Origin of the sequence: Plantactinospora sp. WMMC1484 (assembly GCF_049315195.1) — a bacterium.
Lineage (GTDB): Bacteria > Actinomycetota > Actinomycetes > Mycobacteriales > Micromonosporaceae > Plantactinospora.
Genome location: NZ_CP186055.1, coordinates 1,391,316 through 1,406,489 on the forward strand (window position 1 = coordinate 1,391,316; position 15,174 = coordinate 1,406,489).

The window sequence follows — 15,174 nt, forward strand, 5'->3', positions numbered from 1 at the left end:
CTCCCCGTCGGTACGCGCGGCCGTCCCCGCCGCGTGTGGTGACTACACCTGGCACGGCGCCGGAAGGTTGCAGCCCCGATCCGGTTAGGCGGGGGCCCTTCTACGACAGAAAGCGATAAGCGGGGGCCCTTCCTTACAACCGGAGCGTCTCGGGGGCGTGTAGTCGGAGCATGGTGGCGGCTACGTCGGTCGGTGCCCGGCGCCGGGTCGCCCAGGAGGCGGTGACCATGACGGTGAAGGCCAGCGGCACCGTCCAGGCGGCCGGCTGCGCGATCAGCACGGCCGGCCAGCCGGTCAGCTGCGGCCCCAGCACGGTGAAGAGCACCGCCCCGATCGCCGCACCGCCGCCGGCCAGGATCCCGGCCGCCGCCCCGGCGTCGGTCAGGCCACGCCACCAGATGCCGAGCACCAGCAGCGGGCAGAAGCTCGATGCGGCGACCGCGAACGCCAGCCCGACCACCTGGGAGACGTCCAGCCCGGAGACGTTCAGCGCGAGCAGCATCGGCACCGCCCCGGCCAGCACCGTGGCCAGTCGGAAGTCGCGTACCGAGCCGCGGCCCAGCACGTCGGTGGAGAGCACCCCGGCCACGCTGGTGAGCAGCCCGGAGGAGGTGGAGAGGAAGGCGGCGAACGCCCCGGCGGCGACCAGCGCGGCCAGTAGCTGCCCGGTCAGGCCGCCGCCGAGCGCCGCGCCGGGCAGCAGCACCACCACCGCGTCGGTCCGCCCGGTGAGCAGCAGTTGCGGGGTGTAGATCCGGCCGAGCACGCCGTACAGGGTGGGGAGCAGGTAGAAGGCGCCGACCAGGGCCAGCACCACCAGGGTGGTGCGCCGGGCCGCCGCCCCGTCGGGATTGGTGTAGAAGCGCACGAGGACGTGCGGCAGCCCCATCGTGCCGAGAAAGGTCGCCAGGATCAGCGAGTAGGTGGCGAAGAGTCCCCGGTCGTCGTCGCCGGCCGTGCTCGGCAGCAGCCAGTCGAGCCCGTTCGCCGCGTCCACGCTGGAGATCTCCGGCACCGGGTCACCGGCGTCGAACGTCAGCTCGTCGCCGGGACGTACCTGCCGGGAGGTGCCGTCCGGCAGGGTCAGCGTGGCCGATTCCTCGACCACCACCGTGGTCGCGGCCGGAAAGACCGAGCCGCCCTCCGGCGTCACCGCCGGCCGGGCGTCCGCCTGCCACTGCAACGCCAGGAAGATCGCGGGTACGGCCAGCGCGGTGAGCTTGAGCCAGTACTGGAACGCCTGCACGAAGGTGACCGCCCGCATCCCGCCCAGTGCCACGTTCGCGGTGACCACCGCCGCGACCAGCAGCGCGCCCAGCTCGTACGGCCCGCCGGCGACGGTGCTCAGGGTCAGTCCCGCCCCCTGCAACTGTGGCACCAGGTAGAGCCAGCCGATGAAGACGACGAAGAGGGTGGCGAGCTTGCGCAGCCGCCGGGAGCCGAGCCGCAGCTCGCAGAAGTCGGGCAGGGTGAACGCGCCGGACCGGCGCAGCGGTGCGGCCACGAAGAGCAGCAGCGCCAGATAGCCGGCGGCGAAGCCGACCGGATACCAGAGCACGTCCACGCCGTACTTGAGGATCAGGCCGGCGATGCCGAGGAAGGAGGCGGCGGAGAGGTACTCACCGCCGATGGCCGCCGCGTTCCAGGTCGGGCTGACCATCCGGGACGCGACCAGGAAGTCGGAGGTGGTCCGGGCCAGGGTCAGCCCGTAGAAGCCGATCCCGACGGTGACCAGGGTGACCGCGATGATCGCCGGGATCGTGTACGGGTTGGCCACCTCAGCGCTCCGGTCGCTGGACCACGTCGGTGAAGTCCTGCTCGTTCCGCTCGGCCAGCCGCACGTACGCCCAGCCGACCGCGACCAGGAAGGGGAAGGCGGCGACGCCGAGCAGCAGCCACGGCAGGTTGATCCCGAAGAGTTTCGCCGTGCCCACCTCCGGGGCGATGGCGAAGAGCAGCGGCAGGCCGCCGAGCCCGATCGCCACCACGAGGGAGAGCCGCAGCGCGAGGGCGAGCTGGGCGCGGACCAGGCCGCGGACCAGCGCCTCACCGACCTGGGTCTGCTGGGTCAGCTCCGCGCGGGTCCGCTCGGCGCCGGTGCCTCCCCGGGCCGCCTCGGCCAGCACCACCCGGACCCGCGGCTGCGGCCGGCGTGGCACCGGCGCAGGCTGCGGATCGACGGGGTTGGTCACCCCGGCAGTCTCACCGGCTGGCCAGGAATGTCAAGCATTCCGCACCGGCGGCCGACGCCCTCCGACCTCCCGCGCCGGCCGCGCTTACCGTCCGGTCGAGGGGCAGATCCTCAGGTCGTCCGGGGGACGCCGGGCGAGGATCCGCCGTGCCTCGCTCCGGGCGAGGTTGGTCTCGCGCCAGTCGTCGGCGGGCAGGTCGAGGCTGATCCTGCGCAGCGCGCAGGTCCGCTCCGGATCCGGTAGCCGGTCCAGTGCCGGCACCGCGTCGGTGGAGAGCGTGGAGAGGTAGTAGGCGTCGATCCGGCCGGTCCGCTCGTACCGGTCGATGTTGTGCTCGGCGATCAGTCGGTCCGGGTCGGCCATGGCGAGGGCGAGCAGGGCGAGCACCGCGGTGCCGACCGCCGCCCGGGGCAGCCAGCCCGCGGCCAGCCGCACCCCGGCCAGCGCGGTCAGCACGAAGAGCAGGCCCAGCCAGGCCTCGCAGACCGCGACCAGCAGCCGGAGCCGGGTCGCGCCGTACGCGTCGGCGTAGACATCCATCCGGAACAGTGCCGAGGCCACCACCACCAGGGTCAGCAGGGTCAGCCCACCGAGCAGCACCCGGACGAGTATCCGGTCGGTGCGGCTCTCCCGGGGCGCCCAGCGGGCGGCGGCGGCGATCACCAGCAGGGTCAGTACGGTGACGGCGAGCAGTTGCCAGAAGCCACGGCGGGCGTACTCGGCGTAGCTGAGGCCGGCGGTCCGCAGCACGTGCTCGGAGCCGCCGAAGAGGGTGGTGATCTGGACCGCGACGAAACCGGCGAAGAGCGCGTCGAGGGCACCTACCGGCAGCAGCCAGTCGGTGCGGCGCAGCCGGCGCTTCGGCGGAAGCGGGTTACGCGGCAGGTCCGGCGGGGCGGTGAGCACGTAGGCCGCGCCGAGCAGGCCCGCGCCGACCGCACCGAAGACGAAGATCCAGCGGAGCAGGGTCGGGACCGACAGCTCCGGCAGCCACGAGGTGAGTAACCGGGCGAAGGCGGCGTCGGCGGAGGAGAAGAGCAGGCCGAAGACGACGAGCAGGCCGAGCGAGACCGCGAGGCTGGCCAGCGTACGCCCCACGGGCCGGCCACCATCCGACTCCGCCGGCCGGGCCAGCCCCCTGACCAGCCACGGGATCGACCGGAACACCGCCGCCGGCGGAACGATCGTGGAGAGCAGGAGTCCGCGTACCGACCGGCCGTCGGCGACGGTGAGCATCGCGGTGCAGCCGGCGGTGAGCAGGCAGAGCGCGAAGAGCCAGCCCGCCGACCGGATCGCGCCGACGCCGAGCAGGGCGACGGTCGCCGCCGCCCAGAGCGGCCGGGTCCAACCGATCCGGCGCCAGCCGCCGGCCGGGACCCGTGCTGGCCCGGTCGACGGGGTCGGGCCGGGGGCGGTCGCCGGCGCTGCGGCGGGTCGAGCTTGCGGTCCCGTGCCGGGACGGGCGGCAATCGCCAGGGCCGCGGTTCCGGCGACTCCGCCGAGCAGCCAGCCGACTCCGGGGCGGGTCAGCGGAAGGCTCACCGCGCTGACCGCCGCGGCCGCCGTCACCCCGATCAGCACCGGCCGGCTCGCCCCGCCGGCCGGTCCGGGCCAGCGTTTCGAGATCCACGACGGTGTGCTGCCGGCCGATGCTGTCCAGCCGCTGCCGACCCAGGCCGGAAGGCGCGGCATCGGCGTGACCGGCGGGGAGGGGTGGACAGGCGTGACCGGCGTACCCGGCTGCGTGGGCACGATCGCCGGGGCGGGGTCTGCGTCGGACGGCGCCGGCGCGGCTCCGGACGGGGTCGGGTTCGGGTCGCTACCCATTCTTGTGCTCCCTCAGAAGTGCGGGTCCGGATGGGATGGGTGCGACCATCGGTAGGCTCACCCGGATCTGGCAGCCGACCGGCGGACCGGGGGCGTCGGGCGTACCGGAGTCGACCAGGGGGCGGTCGGCGACCGCGATCCGGCCGCCGTGCAACTCCACCACCCAGTGGGCGATCGCCAGGCCGAGTCCGGTGCCGCCGTCCCCGGTCCGGTCACCCCGGGTGAAGCGCTCGAAGACCTCCGGCCGGAGGCGCTCGGGAATGCCTTCGCCCTCGTCGGTCACGTCGAAGCGCAGCTCGTCGCCGACCTGTCCGGCGGTGACCAGCACGGTGCCGCCGGGCGGGCTGTGCCGGGCCGCGTTGTCCAGCAGGTTGGCGAAGACCTGGTGCAGCCGGCGGGGATCGGCCTGCACGGTCAGCGGCGCGGCGTGCTGGCGTACCTCGAACCTGACGTCGCGCCCGGCGCCGGCCGCGGTCACCGACGCCTGCTGGATCACCTCGTCCAGGAACTCGGCCACGTCGACGTCCTCGCGACGCAGCGGCAGCACCCCGGCATCCAGCCGGGAGAGGTCGAGCAGGTCGGCGACGAGATGCCCGAGCCGTTCGGTCTGGACCAGCGCGACCCGCAGCGTCGGCAGGTCCGGCTCGGCCACACCGTCGACGATGTTCTCCAGCACGCCCTGCAGGGCGGTGATCGGGGTACGCAGCTCGTGCGAGACGTTGGCGATCAGCTCCCGGCGGCGCCGGTCGGCCTCGGCCAGGTCTCCCGCCATCTGGTTGAAGGCGGCGGCCAGCGTGCCGACCTCGTCCCGTGAACTGGCCCGGACCCGCCGGGTGTAGTCTCCCCGGGCCATCGCCCGGGCCGCTGCGGTCATCTCGCGCAGTGGCGAGGTCATGCCGTGGGCCAGCACCTGCGAGGTGAGCAGCGCCAGCACCACCGCTGTCCCGGTCGTCCAGGGCGGCAGCCAGCCGATGCCGATGATGAAGACGGTCATTCCGGCCGCACCCGAACCGACCATCAGGATGCCGAGCTTCAGCTTGATCGACCAGATCGGGTCCAGCGGTCGGGGCAGGATGTCCATCGTCCGGTTCACGCCGGTCCAGAAGCTGGTCACGGCCGTACCTCCAACGCGTAGCCGACGCCGTGCACGGTGCGGATCAGGTCGGCGCCGAGCTTGCGGCGCAGCGCCTTGACATGGCTGTCGACGGTGCGGGTGCCCGAGCCGTCGGCCCAGCCCCAGACGTCGGCGAGCAGCCGTTCCCGGGGCAGCACGGTCCGAGGTCGGTTGGCGAAGTGGGTCAGCAGGTCGAACTCGGTCGGCGTCAGATGCGCCTCGACGCCGTCCCGGCGTACCCGCCGCTCGGCCTGGTTGATCTCGAGGTCCCCGATCCGGAGGACCTCGGCACCGCTGCGCGCCGCGCTCGCTGCCCGGTCGACCCGGCGCAGCAGGGCGTGTACCCGGGCGGCGAGTTCGCGCAGCGAGAACGGCTTGGTGAGATAGTCGTCGGCACCGACGGCGAGCCCGACCAACAGGTCCGTCTCGTCGTCCCGGGCGGTCAGCATCAGCACCGGTACGGGCCGGTCGGCCTGGATTCGGCGGCAGACCTCCAGGCCGTCGAAGCCGGGCAGCATCACGTCGAGTACGACCAACTCCGGTCGCCCGCGCCGGAACGCCTCGACGGCGCCCGGCCCGTCCCGCGCGACCTCCACCACGAAGCCCTCGGCCCGCAGCCGGGCTGCCACCGACTCGGCGATGGTGCGCTCGTCCTCCACGACCAGGATCCGGCGTTCCGTCATGTCCCTGACTGTAGAAAGCCGGCGTGCGGGAACCTGGATCGCGTTGTGAACAACATGTGGAGATCGGCGCACCGCTGCGGCGAGTCTCAGGAGGGCAGGTCCGCCGCGCTCAGCAGGCTGTCGAGCCGGAGTTCGGTAGCCATCTCCGGCGGACAGGCGGCGACCAGGCACGCCGCCCCGAGCGCGGTGGCGCCGCGTGCGGCGACGACCTCGTAGAGGGCGCGCAACTGGGCGCCGCTCGCCACCCAGTCGTCCACCACCAGCACCCGGTCGCCGGGGCCGAGGTGCCGGTCGCGTACCCCGAGGGTCAGCCGGCGCCCCCGGTAGTCGGCGCCGGTCCGGGCCCAGGTGGTGGGCTCGGCTATCCGCCGCTCGCCGAGGTCCTTGTGCGCCGGGACGAAGCCGGCGCCGAGCGCGGTGGCCACCAGCGGCCCGACCAGCACCCCGGCGACCTCGGGGGCGAGCACCACGGTGGGCGGGGCGGCCCGGTACGGCTCGGCCAGCGCCGGGCCGATCCCGGCGAGGATCGCCGGGTCCCGCCACCAGCCGGAGACGTCGCTGACCAGGTGGGTGCTCTCCGGCCCCGGATCGGTCCACCGGAACGCGTCGATCAGCCGCCGCCTCAGTTCAGCCCGCACGCCGACCATCTTGCGGGATCCGCGCCCGGCCCCGGCTCCGGCGCCCCCGGTCGTGGAGGCACACCCGACCCATCCGGGGTCGGATGATCGGCTACACGTTTCACCACATAACCGGGCGAAAGCAGATGATCACATTGACTTCCGAAGTGCCGCCCTAGTTACGGTCCGACACGATCTCTGGGGTTTGCACGAGGAGGAGGCTCCGTGGCGGGAAAGCATGCCCGAGCTCGGTTCTTCAGGACGCCGACCGGCCTGGCGGCAGCCGGCGCGGTCGCCGTGGTGCTGGTCGGCGCGGGTGCCGCCGGTATGGCCGGGCTCGGTACCGAGCCGGTCGCCAGTACCTCGCTGCCGGCCCCGGTCGACGCGACCACCCCGGGCCCGCCGGGCGGGTCCGCGACGGCAGCGCCCGGCCCGACCCCCGGGGCGACCACCGCGGCGCCGAGCCGGGCACCGGACCGCGCCTCCCGGGCCAGTTCCCGGCCATCGCCGAGCAGCACCCGGACGAGTACGAAGAAGCCCGCCGCCAAGCGGACGGCGACCACCCCCTCGGCCCGGGTGGTGGGGAACGGGTCGTGCGGCGCGTCCTACTACGACCAGGGACAGGTCACCGCGAACGGCGAGGCGTTCGACCCGAACGCGATGACCGCCGCGCACAAGACCCTGCCCTTCGACACCCGCGTCCGGGTGACCAATCCGGACAACGGCCGCTCCGTGGTGGTGCGGATCAACGACCGGGGGCCATTCATCGCCGGCCGCTGCATCGACCTGTCCCGGGCCGCGTTCGCGGCGATCGCCTCGCTGGACCTCGGCGCCGTCGACGTGCGCTACGAGGTCCTCGGCTGACCCGGATCGCGGCCGTCCGGCCGGGTGGCGGTCACCGGAGGAGTGCGCGGAGTGATCACAGGAATGTTCATTCGACCTGCAACGGCTGGCTGACCCGGCGACAAGATCCGGCGGATCCGGACCTGTGGAATGCGCCAGGTGGCCAGAACCCGATCGGACGAGGAGCCAACTTCGTACAATCGCGCTCGTCTATCAGGCATGCTGTTCGGCGTACCCATGCAACTGCTGCCGCCGGGCCGTCGCCCGCTGAGCCAAGGTTCCCGCGCCGGCCTCGGCGCGGCCCTCGTGCTGCTCGTGCTCGTCTCCGTGCTGGAGTTCGCGGACGAATCCGAGGTCAACTATGTCGGCCTCGTCGCGGCGGCACCGTTCCTGGCCGCCGCCCTCGCCTCCTGGCGGGTGGTGGTCGCGGTCGGGGTGATCGCCACCGCGCTGGCGGCCCTGCTGGCCTGGGGCGGGCACGTCGTACCGCTGGCCACCACGGTCAACCTGGTCGGCGTGGTGCTGGCGACGGCGATCGCGTCGCTCTTCGCGGTCATCCGGCAGCGGCAGGCCGACCGGATCGCCGAGCTCTCCAAGCTGGCCTCGGTGGCCCAGCAGGCGGTGCTGCGCCCGCTCGGCCCGCAGGTCGGCAGCCTGGCGGTGGCCGGGCACTACATCTCGTCGACCGCCGCCGCCGACATCGGCGGTGACCTCTACGAGGCGATCGACACCCCGTACGGGGTACGGATGATCATCGGCGACGTCCGGGGCAAGGGGCTGGACGCGGTCCGGCTGGCCAGCATCGTGCTCGGGTCGTACCGGCACGTGGCCTACGAGCGGGCCGACCTGCGGGCCATCGTGGCCGATCTCGACCGGGCGGTGGCCCGTAACGTCGGTGACGAGGACTTCGTGACCGCGGCCCTGGTCGAGGAACGGGGTGGCACGCTCACGATCGTCAACTGCGGTCATCCGGCACCGCTGCTGCTCCGTCGCGGCCAGGTGATTCCGATGGAGCCGCCGGCTCCCGCGCCGCCGCTCGGCTTCATGCCGGTGGTCCGGCCCCGGGTCGAACGGCTCGAACCGGGCGACCGGCTGCTGCTCTTCACCGACGGGCTCGGCGAGGCGCGCCGGGACGGGGAGTTCTTTCCCACGGTGGACCGGGCCTGGCGGCTGCTCGGGCACGGCACCGTCGCCGACGGGCTGGCCTCGCTGGAAACCGCGCTGGTCGAGTGGGTGCGGGGCCGGCTCGACGACGACATCGCGCTGGTCCTGATGGAATACCCGGGCCCGCACTCGGCAACCGCCGCGCCGGTGCCGAGCTGGGAGGTCGGCGCCGCCGACAACTGACGGTCGCTCCACCTCGCCGGTACGCAGCGTCGGCTTACCGTCACTGTGGTGCGGGTCACTGCAACGGATGCTCCCCGGTGACTTACTGACTAGTAATATTGGCTTCTGTTACTGCCGAGTAACCTGTGTTCGCGAGTCCGGGGAGCAGAGGCACATGACCCATTACAGGAGCAATCGGCGGGACCTCGAGTTCAACCTCTTCGAGGTCTTCGGCGTCGACCAGGCGCTCGGCACGGGCCCGTACGCCGAACTGGACGCCGACACCGCCCGGGACGTGCTCGCCGAGGTCGAACGGCTGGCCGGCGAGGAGCTGGCAACCAGCTACGCCGGGAGCGACCGCAACCCACCGGTCTTCGATCCGGCCACGCACACCGCTCCGCTGCCCGAGCCGTTCAAGAAGTCCTACCGGGCACTGATGGCTTCGGAGTTCTGGCGGATGGACCTCCCCGCCGAGCTGGACGGCACGATGGCGCCCCGCGCACTCTGGTGGTCGGCCGCCGAACTGGTCCTCGGCGCCAACGCGCCACTGTGGATGTATGCCGGCGGTCCCTCCTTCGCGTACACCCTCTACCGCGAGGGCACCGAGCTGCAGAAGAAGTGGGCCAAGCTCTTCGTCGAGAAGCAGTGGGCCGCGACCATGGTGCTCACCGAGCCGGACGCCGGTTCGGACGTCGGCGCCGGGCGCACCCGGGCCGTCCCGCAGCCCGACGGCTCCTGGCACATCGAGGGTGTCAAGCGCTTCATCACCAGTGGTGAGCACGACCTGACCGACAACATCATCCACTATGTCCTGGCCCGCCCGGTCGGGGTCGAGGGCGTCGGCGGACCCGGCACCAAGGGGCTGTCGCTCTTCGTGGTGCCCAAGTTCCACTTCGACTCCGAGACCGGTGAGTTGGGCGAGCGCAACGGCGTCTACGCGACCAACCTCGAGCACAAGATGGGGTTGAAGGTCTCGAACACCTGCGAGATGACCTTCGGCGAGCACGGTGTACCGGCGAAGGGCTGGCTCCTCGGCGACGTGCACGACGGCATCCGGCAGATGTTCCTGATCATCGAGTACGCCCGGATGATGGTCGGCACCAAGGCGATCGCCACCCTCTCCACCGGCTACCTCAACGCCCTCGAGTACGCGAAGAACCGGGTGCAGGGCGCCGACCTGCTCCGGTCGACGGAGAAGAACGCCCCCCGGGTCACCATCACCCACCACCCGGACGTGCGCCGGTCGCTGATGCTGCAGAAGGCGTACGCCGAGGGCCTCCGAGCGCTGGTCTGCTACACCGCGACCTGGCAGGACCGGATCAACCTCGCCGAGGCGAGCGGCGACGAAGCCACGGCCAAGCTCGCGAAGGGCGTGAACGACCTGCTGCTCCCGATCGTCAAGGGTGTCGGCTCGGAACGGGCGTACGAGCTGCTCGGTCACGAGTCGTTGCAGACGTTCGGCGGCTCCGGATTCCTCCAGGACTACCCGATCGAGCAGTACGTCCGGGACGCGAAGATCGACACCCTTTACGAGGGAACGACGGCGATCCAGAGCCTCGACCTCTTCTTCCGCAAGATTGTCCGGGATCGCGGTGCGAGCCTGATGGCGGTTGCCGGTGAGATCACGGCCTTCGTCGAGGCCGGTGGCGCCGATTCCGCCTCCGCCTCCTCCGCCTCCTCCGCCCCGGAGGGCTCGGCCGAACCGGGTGACGGGCGGCTCAAGGAGGAGCGGGCCGCCCTGGGACGGGCGCTCGGCGAGGTGCAGGCGATGGTCGGCACCATGACCGGATGGCTCGCCGAGGCGCAGGGAGGCGAGGCGCGCGCGATCTACAAGGTCGGGCTGAGCAGCCGGCGCTTCCTGCTCGCCGTCGGTGACCTGGTGGTCGGTTGGCTGCTGCAACGACAGGCCGAGGTGGCGCTGCGGGCGTTGAGCGGCGAGGTGAGCGACGCGGACAAGGCCTTCTACACCGGCAAGCTGGCCGCGGCCCGGTTCTTCGCCCGGGAGGTCCTGCCCCGGATCGGCGCCGACCGGCGGATCGTGCAGGCCGCCGACCTGGACCTGATGGAACTTCCCGAGGAAGCCTTCTGATCGGAACTGGACAAGCGGGATTTCGGCGGCCGGCGGAGCGATACCTCCCCGGCCGCCGCGCTATTGTTGAGGCGGTGCCAGGAGCAGTTTGGCCTGATCTGTCATGAAAGCCCACGACCCATCGCACGGGGGAGTGCAGCGGACATGGGCATCGGTACGGGAATTTTCCTCATCACGCTGGGAGCCATCCTGACGTTCGCCATCAGAGCGAACATCTGGTGGCTCGATCTTCGGGCGGTCGGCTGGGTGCTCATCCTGGCCGGGGTCGCGGTGCTGGCCACCACGATGTGGTATTGGCAGGACCGCAAGAAGCGGGCACGGACCCTGATCGTCGAGGAGAACCGGCTGTCGCATCCGACGGCGATGATGCCGCCGCCGCCGGATCCGCCACCACCGAGCGCACCACCCACCTGACGACGACCGGGGGCTCAACCCGGACGGTGCGTTCAGCCCCGGGCCGTGTGCCACTTGACGATCGGCCCGGCCTGGGCGCGTACCTCCGTCCACTCGCCCTCGATCCGGTGGATCACGATTCCGCTGGTACGCAGCCCGTCCGGGTCGGCGTGCACCGGATCGAGCAGAGTGGACAGTTCCGAGATGGTCGGATTGTGCCCGATCAGCAACAGGGTGGACGCTTCCGGATCCGTGCCCCGGACGAGGTCGAGCAGGTCCGCCGTCCGCCCGTGGTAGATCCGCTGGTCGTAGCGGACGGCCGGCACGGCACCGCGGCCGGTGGTCGTCGTCGGGTCGGCGGCGCCGGTGCGGCCCTGGCCCGTCGGGGCGCCGAGTGGGCGGATCGGCGGTGCGGCCATGCCGAGCGCGACATCGTGCCAGGTCTGCCGGGTGCGCTTGGCTGGCGAGCAGACCACCACACTGGGCAGGTAGCCGCCGTGGCCCAACCAGGCTCCCGCGGCGGCGGCGTCGGCGTGTCCACGCGCGGTGAGTGGCCGCTCGGCGTCCGGCGCGGCGGCCGGGCGTTCGGCCTTCGCATGGCGTAGCAGCACCAGGATCCGGCCCGAGCCGGCCGGTCCGCCTGGGCCGTCCGCTCCTCCGGAACCGGCCGGCCGCCCGCTCGCTCCGGTCGTGCCGGGGGCGCTGGTATCCGTCACGATGCTCTCCCTCCGGTCGGGTGGCGTGCCGTCCGTGCCAGATGGGGCTGGCCAGGTCGGGCTCGGCCGGGCAGGTCCGGGCTCGGCCGGGACGGCCAGCGGCGTTCCGTCCCGTTCCGTCCCGTTCCGCCCCCGTCCTGCCGGTCCGGCGCCGGTGGCGACGCTCCTTACAGCTTGCCGGATTCAGATCTGAAACGCCTGGGTATGTCGATGGGCGCCGCGACCCTCACGGACCGGGAGCGCGGCCGGTACGGCCGGTACCAGTCGACAGCCTAGGAGGAGCGACACAGTGGGCATCGGTGGAAGCATTTTTCTCATTGCTCTCGGCGCGATCCTCGCGTTCGCGGTGCACGTCGAGACGGGTTGGCTCAACCTGAGCGTCGTCGGCTGGGTGCTGATGCTCGCCGGCCTGGTCGGGCTGGTCATGACGACGTACCTCTGGCGCAATCGCCGCCGTACGGTCGTCACTCCCGTGGTGGATCCCCGGGTGCCGGGCCGGGAGGAGCAGGTCGTCGAGGAGTACCACGAGGTGCGGCGTCCCGGCCGTCCGCTCTGAGCCCGCTACCTCGGCTCGGCGGCGGCGTTCCGGTCCGTCCGGGGCGGTTCCCGGCCCGGCGATGTTCGCTCCCGTTCGGCCCGGCGATGTTCGCTCCCGTTCGGCCCAGGGGCGTTCCGGCCGGTCCGCGGGCGGGGCTCAGGCGAAGAGGGCGAAGTAGATGGCGATGTGGTGGCAGATCGCCGCCACCAGCGTGCAGGCGTGAAAGAGCTCGTGGTGCCCGAAGACCGTGGGCCAGGGGTTGGGTCGGCGTAGCGCGTAGCAGACCGCGCCGACGCTGTAGGCCGCGCCGCCGGCCACCAGCAGGGCAAGCACGGTGACCCCGCCCCTGGCCAGGATGTCCGGCAGGACCGCGACGGCGACCCAGCCCAGTGCCAGGTAGAGCGGCGCGGAGACCCACCGGGGGGCGTGCGGCCAGACGAGCTTCATCGCCACCCCGGCCACCGCGCCGGACCAGACGACCAGCAGCAGTGCGGCGGCGCTCGTCGCCGAGAGCACCAGCAGGCAGAACGGGGTGTAGGTGCCGGCGATGAAAACGAAGATCATCGAATGGTCCATCCGGCGCATCAGCCGGTAGCCGCGTTCGGACCAGACCCGGCGGTGATAGAGCGCGCTGGTGCCGAAGAGACCGCAGACCGTGACGCTGTAGATGGCGCAGCTGATCAGCGGCGTCCAGCCGGGCCGGGTCGCGGCGATCGCGCAGAGCACGACGCCGGCCGCCACCGCGACGAAGAAGGCGTACGTGTGCAGCCAGCCTCGCATCCGTGGTTTGCCCAGGTCGACGGGGCGTAGCCGGATCGGCGCGGAGGTACTCACAGGAACAGGTTACGGCACCGTAGGTTACTCAAGGGTAGTGTCCTGGCAGTGGTTCCGGTCACGTTGGCCCCTATTTTCTGATCGTCCCCCAGCCGGGCGTCGGCGGACGGTCAGCCGTCCAGGCCGCGCAGCACGAGCGGAAGCCGGTGCACGCCCTCCGGCGTGATCCGCACCGGCACTCCCCAGTCCTGGCGGCTCAGGTGGCAGGCGGCGTGCTCCGCCTCGGCGTCGCAGGTGGCGGCCTGCACCACCACCTGGAGCACTCCGGAGCTGACCGCCTCGTTCAGCACCAGTCGGCGGGAGAGTTCGGTGCCCACCCCGGCGCCGTCGAGCAGCAGTTCCGGCGGGGAGGCGGAGACCTCCAGCCGGGTGGCGGGGCCGAACGACTCGTCCAGCTTCTGCCCGGGCGGCGGCTCGAAGATCACATCCAGGGTCAACTCGCCCGCGGCGAGATCGGTGGGCGGCCGCTCGGTACGGTGCCGGTCGCCGGCGACCGTGCCGGCGCCGCCCGCGGTGAGCGCACCCGGTGCCAGCCTGGTCAACCGGTGCCCGGCAGACTCGACCACCAGCACCTCGCCCGCAGAGGTCACCACCACGTCGCTCGGCTCGGCGAGCCCGTCGGCGACCGTCGAGACCGTCCCCGTATCCGGATCGAACCGCCGGATCGCGCCGTTGTAGGTGTCGGCCACCAGGACCGACCCGTCCGGCAGCGCCCCGACGCCGAGCGGATGCTGCAACAACGCCTGCTCGGCCGGGCCGTCGACGTGGCCGAAGTCGAAGAGTCCCTGCCCGACGGCGGTGCTCAGCACCCCGTCGGAGACGAAGCGCAGCGCGCTGGTCTCGCTGTCGGCGATCCAGAGGCGGCGGCCGTCGGCGGAGACCGAGAGTCCCGACGGCTGTGCCAGCCAGACATCCGGCAGCGGACCGTCCCGCAGCGCCTCCACGGTGGTGCCGGCGAATACCCCCACGGTCCGCTTGACCGGGTCGAACCACCAGAGCTGGTGGATGCCGGCCATCGCGACGATAACCCGGTCGTCGTACCAGGCCAGGTCCCAGGGGGAGGAGAGGTCGGCGGCGAGTGCGTCGTGGGCGTGGTCGTCCACGGTGGAGCGCCACTGCCGGCCCGTACCCGCCACGGTGGTCACCTCACCGGTCTCCAGACGTACGCCCCGGAGCAGGTGGTTGACGGTGTCCGCCACCACGACGTCGTATCCGGCGATCTCGGCGGTGTGCGCGGGGAGCCGGCAGATGCCCTGCGGCTCGGTGAACCGGGCGACCCCGGCCGGGCCGTCCGTCCGGCCACGCTCACCGGCGCCGATGCGACGCAGCACCGTCTCGCCGTCCGGGGCCAACTCGACCAGGGAGTGCCGGGCGGAGTCGGAGACGAGCAGGTTTCCGCCGTCAAGTTCGGCGACCTTGCCGGGGAAGCGCAGCACCGTCTCCGGCTCGGCCGGCGGCACGTACGGGCCGTCGCCACGGTGCAGGGTGCCCTTTGCCCCGTGCCCGGCGATCAACTCGTCGAGCAGCCGGGAAAGTCCGTCGGCGTGGCCCTCGCCGGCCATCGTGGCGACGACGTAGCCCTCCGGGTCGATCACGTCGAGGGTCGGCCACGCCTTTGCCGCGTACTGCTGCCAGGTGACCATCTCCGCGTCGTCCAGCACCGGGTGGGCGACGCCGTACCGCTCGACGGCGGCGGCCAGGGCGTCCGGGTCACGCTCGTGCTCGAACTTCGGCGAGTGCACCCCGATCACGACCAGGACGTCGCCGTACTTCTCCTCCAGCGGGCGGAGCTCGTCCAGCACGTGCAGGCAGTTGATGCAGCAGAACGTCCAGAAATCCAGGATCACGATCTTGCCGCGGAGGTCGGCGAGGGTCAGCTCGCGCCCACCGGTGTTGAGCCACCGGCGCCCCCTCAGTTCGGGTGCACGGACGCGGGACGAGGTAGCCATACGCGCCACCCTGCCATGCCGGCACCGATGCCGTTACCGCCGCCCCCACGCGG

At 72.2% G+C, this 15,174-nt stretch carries 14 protein-coding genes; 5 read left to right on the forward strand and 9 right to left on the reverse strand.

Annotated elements, in window-relative coordinates; all coding sequences use genetic code 11:
* Positions 1-133 precede the first annotated feature (133 nt).
* From ACN28C_RS06130 to ACN28C_RS06155, 6 genes are all read right to left on the reverse strand, one after another.
* On the reverse strand, positions 134-1,777 hold the full coding sequence (locus ACN28C_RS06130; RefSeq protein WP_422772592.1) for a cation acetate symporter: 1,644 nt from the start codon (positions 1,775-1,777) through the stop codon (positions 134-136).
* Position 1,778: 1 nt separating this feature from the next.
* Positions 1,779-2,192, reverse strand: coding sequence for a DUF485 domain-containing protein (locus ACN28C_RS06135; protein WP_422772593.1), 414 nt, complete (start codon positions 2,190-2,192; stop codon positions 1,779-1,781).
* Between the two features lie 84 nt (positions 2,193-2,276).
* Entirely contained in the window at positions 2,277-4,019 is a 1,743-nt protein-coding gene (locus tag ACN28C_RS06140; RefSeq protein WP_422772594.1) for a DUF4153 domain-containing protein, read from the reverse strand.
* Positions 4,012-5,100, reverse strand: a complete 1,089-nt coding sequence (locus ACN28C_RS06145; protein ID WP_422774547.1) for a HAMP domain-containing sensor histidine kinase — start codon at positions 5,098-5,100, stop codon at positions 4,012-4,014. Before ACN28C_RS06145 ends, ACN28C_RS06140 begins: the two co-directional genes overlap by 8 nt.
* Positions 5,101-5,129: 29 nt before the next feature.
* Positions 5,130-5,816, reverse strand: coding sequence for a response regulator (locus ACN28C_RS06150; RefSeq protein WP_422772595.1), 687 nt, complete (start codon positions 5,814-5,816; stop codon positions 5,130-5,132).
* An 86-nt stretch (positions 5,817-5,902) separates the two neighbouring features.
* On the reverse strand, positions 5,903-6,454 hold the full coding sequence (locus ACN28C_RS06155) for a phosphoribosyltransferase family protein (protein ID WP_422772596.1): 552 nt from the start codon (positions 6,452-6,454) through the stop codon (positions 5,903-5,905).
* Positions 6,455-6,658: 204 nt separating this feature from the next.
* Here ACN28C_RS06155 and ACN28C_RS06160 point away from each other — a divergent pair, with 204 nt between their 5' ends.
* From ACN28C_RS06160 to ACN28C_RS06175, 4 genes are all read left to right on the forward strand, one after another.
* The gene (locus tag ACN28C_RS06160; RefSeq protein ID WP_422772597.1) at positions 6,659-7,297 is read left to right on the forward strand and encodes a septal ring lytic transglycosylase RlpA family protein; all 639 of its coding nucleotides are present in this window, start codon (positions 6,659-6,661) and stop codon (positions 7,295-7,297) included.
* Between the two features lie 198 nt (positions 7,298-7,495).
* Positions 7,496-8,623, forward strand: a complete 1,128-nt coding sequence (locus ACN28C_RS06165; protein ID WP_422772598.1) for a PP2C family protein-serine/threonine phosphatase — start codon at positions 7,496-7,498, stop codon at positions 8,621-8,623.
* Between the two features lie 154 nt (positions 8,624-8,777).
* On the forward strand, positions 8,778-10,691 hold the full coding sequence (locus tag ACN28C_RS06170; protein ID WP_422772599.1) for an acyl-CoA dehydrogenase: 1,914 nt from the start codon (positions 8,778-8,780) through the stop codon (positions 10,689-10,691).
* Between the two features lie 144 nt (positions 10,692-10,835).
* On the forward strand, positions 10,836-11,105 hold the full coding sequence (locus ACN28C_RS06175; protein WP_421496141.1) for a DUF6458 family protein: 270 nt from the start codon (positions 10,836-10,838) through the stop codon (positions 11,103-11,105).
* Positions 11,106-11,137: 32 nt separating this feature from the next.
* Here ACN28C_RS06175 and ACN28C_RS06180 read toward each other — a convergent pair whose 3' ends face one another.
* Positions 11,138-11,701: a SixA phosphatase family protein gene (locus ACN28C_RS06180; RefSeq protein ID WP_422774548.1), complete on the reverse strand. Its 564-nt coding sequence runs from the start codon at positions 11,699-11,701 to the stop codon at positions 11,138-11,140.
* Positions 11,702-12,089: 388 nt separating this feature from the next.
* Here ACN28C_RS06180 and ACN28C_RS06185 point away from each other — a divergent pair, with 388 nt between their 5' ends.
* Entirely contained in the window at positions 12,090-12,356 is a 267-nt protein-coding gene (locus tag ACN28C_RS06185) for a DUF6458 family protein (protein ID WP_422772600.1), read from the forward strand.
* Positions 12,357-12,494: 138 nt separating this feature from the next.
* Here the strand turns inward: ACN28C_RS06185 and trhA are convergent, their stop codons facing one another.
* Both trhA and ACN28C_RS06195 read right to left on the reverse strand, forming a co-directional pair.
* Positions 12,495-13,172 carry a PAQR family membrane homeostasis protein TrhA gene (trhA, locus tag ACN28C_RS06190; protein WP_421496139.1) on the reverse strand — a complete coding sequence of 226 codons (678 nt, stop codon included), beginning with the start codon at positions 13,170-13,172 and terminating at the stop codon, positions 12,495-12,497.
* Between the two features lie 110 nt (positions 13,173-13,282).
* Positions 13,283-15,121, reverse strand: a complete 1,839-nt coding sequence (locus ACN28C_RS06195) for an NHL domain-containing thioredoxin family protein (RefSeq protein ID WP_422772601.1) — start codon at positions 15,119-15,121, stop codon at positions 13,283-13,285.
* Positions 15,122-15,174 lie beyond the last annotated feature (53 nt).

Coding starts and splice junctions, on each gene's coding strand:
- ACN28C_RS06195 (WP_422772601.1), bottom strand. CDS start 15,121: ATGGCTACCTCGTCCCGCGTCCGTGCACCCGAACTGAGGGGGCGCCGG.
- ACN28C_RS06145 (WP_422774547.1), bottom strand. CDS start 5,100: ATGGACATCCTGCCCCGACCGCTGGACCCGATCTGGTCGATCAAGCTG.
- ACN28C_RS06170 (WP_422772599.1), top strand. CDS start 8,778: ATGACCCATTACAGGAGCAATCGGCGGGACCTCGAGTTCAACCTCTTC.
- ACN28C_RS06150 (WP_422772595.1), bottom strand. CDS start 5,816: ATGACGGAACGCCGGATCCTGGTCGTGGAGGACGAGCGCACCATCGCC.
- ACN28C_RS06175 (WP_421496141.1), top strand. CDS start 10,836: ATGGGCATCGGTACGGGAATTTTCCTCATCACGCTGGGAGCCATCCTG.
- ACN28C_RS06140 (WP_422772594.1), bottom strand. CDS start 4,019: ATGGGTAGCGACCCGAACCCGACCCCGTCCGGAGCCGCGCCGGCGCCG.
- ACN28C_RS06165 (WP_422772598.1), top strand. CDS start 7,496: ATGCTGTTCGGCGTACCCATGCAACTGCTGCCGCCGGGCCGTCGCCCG.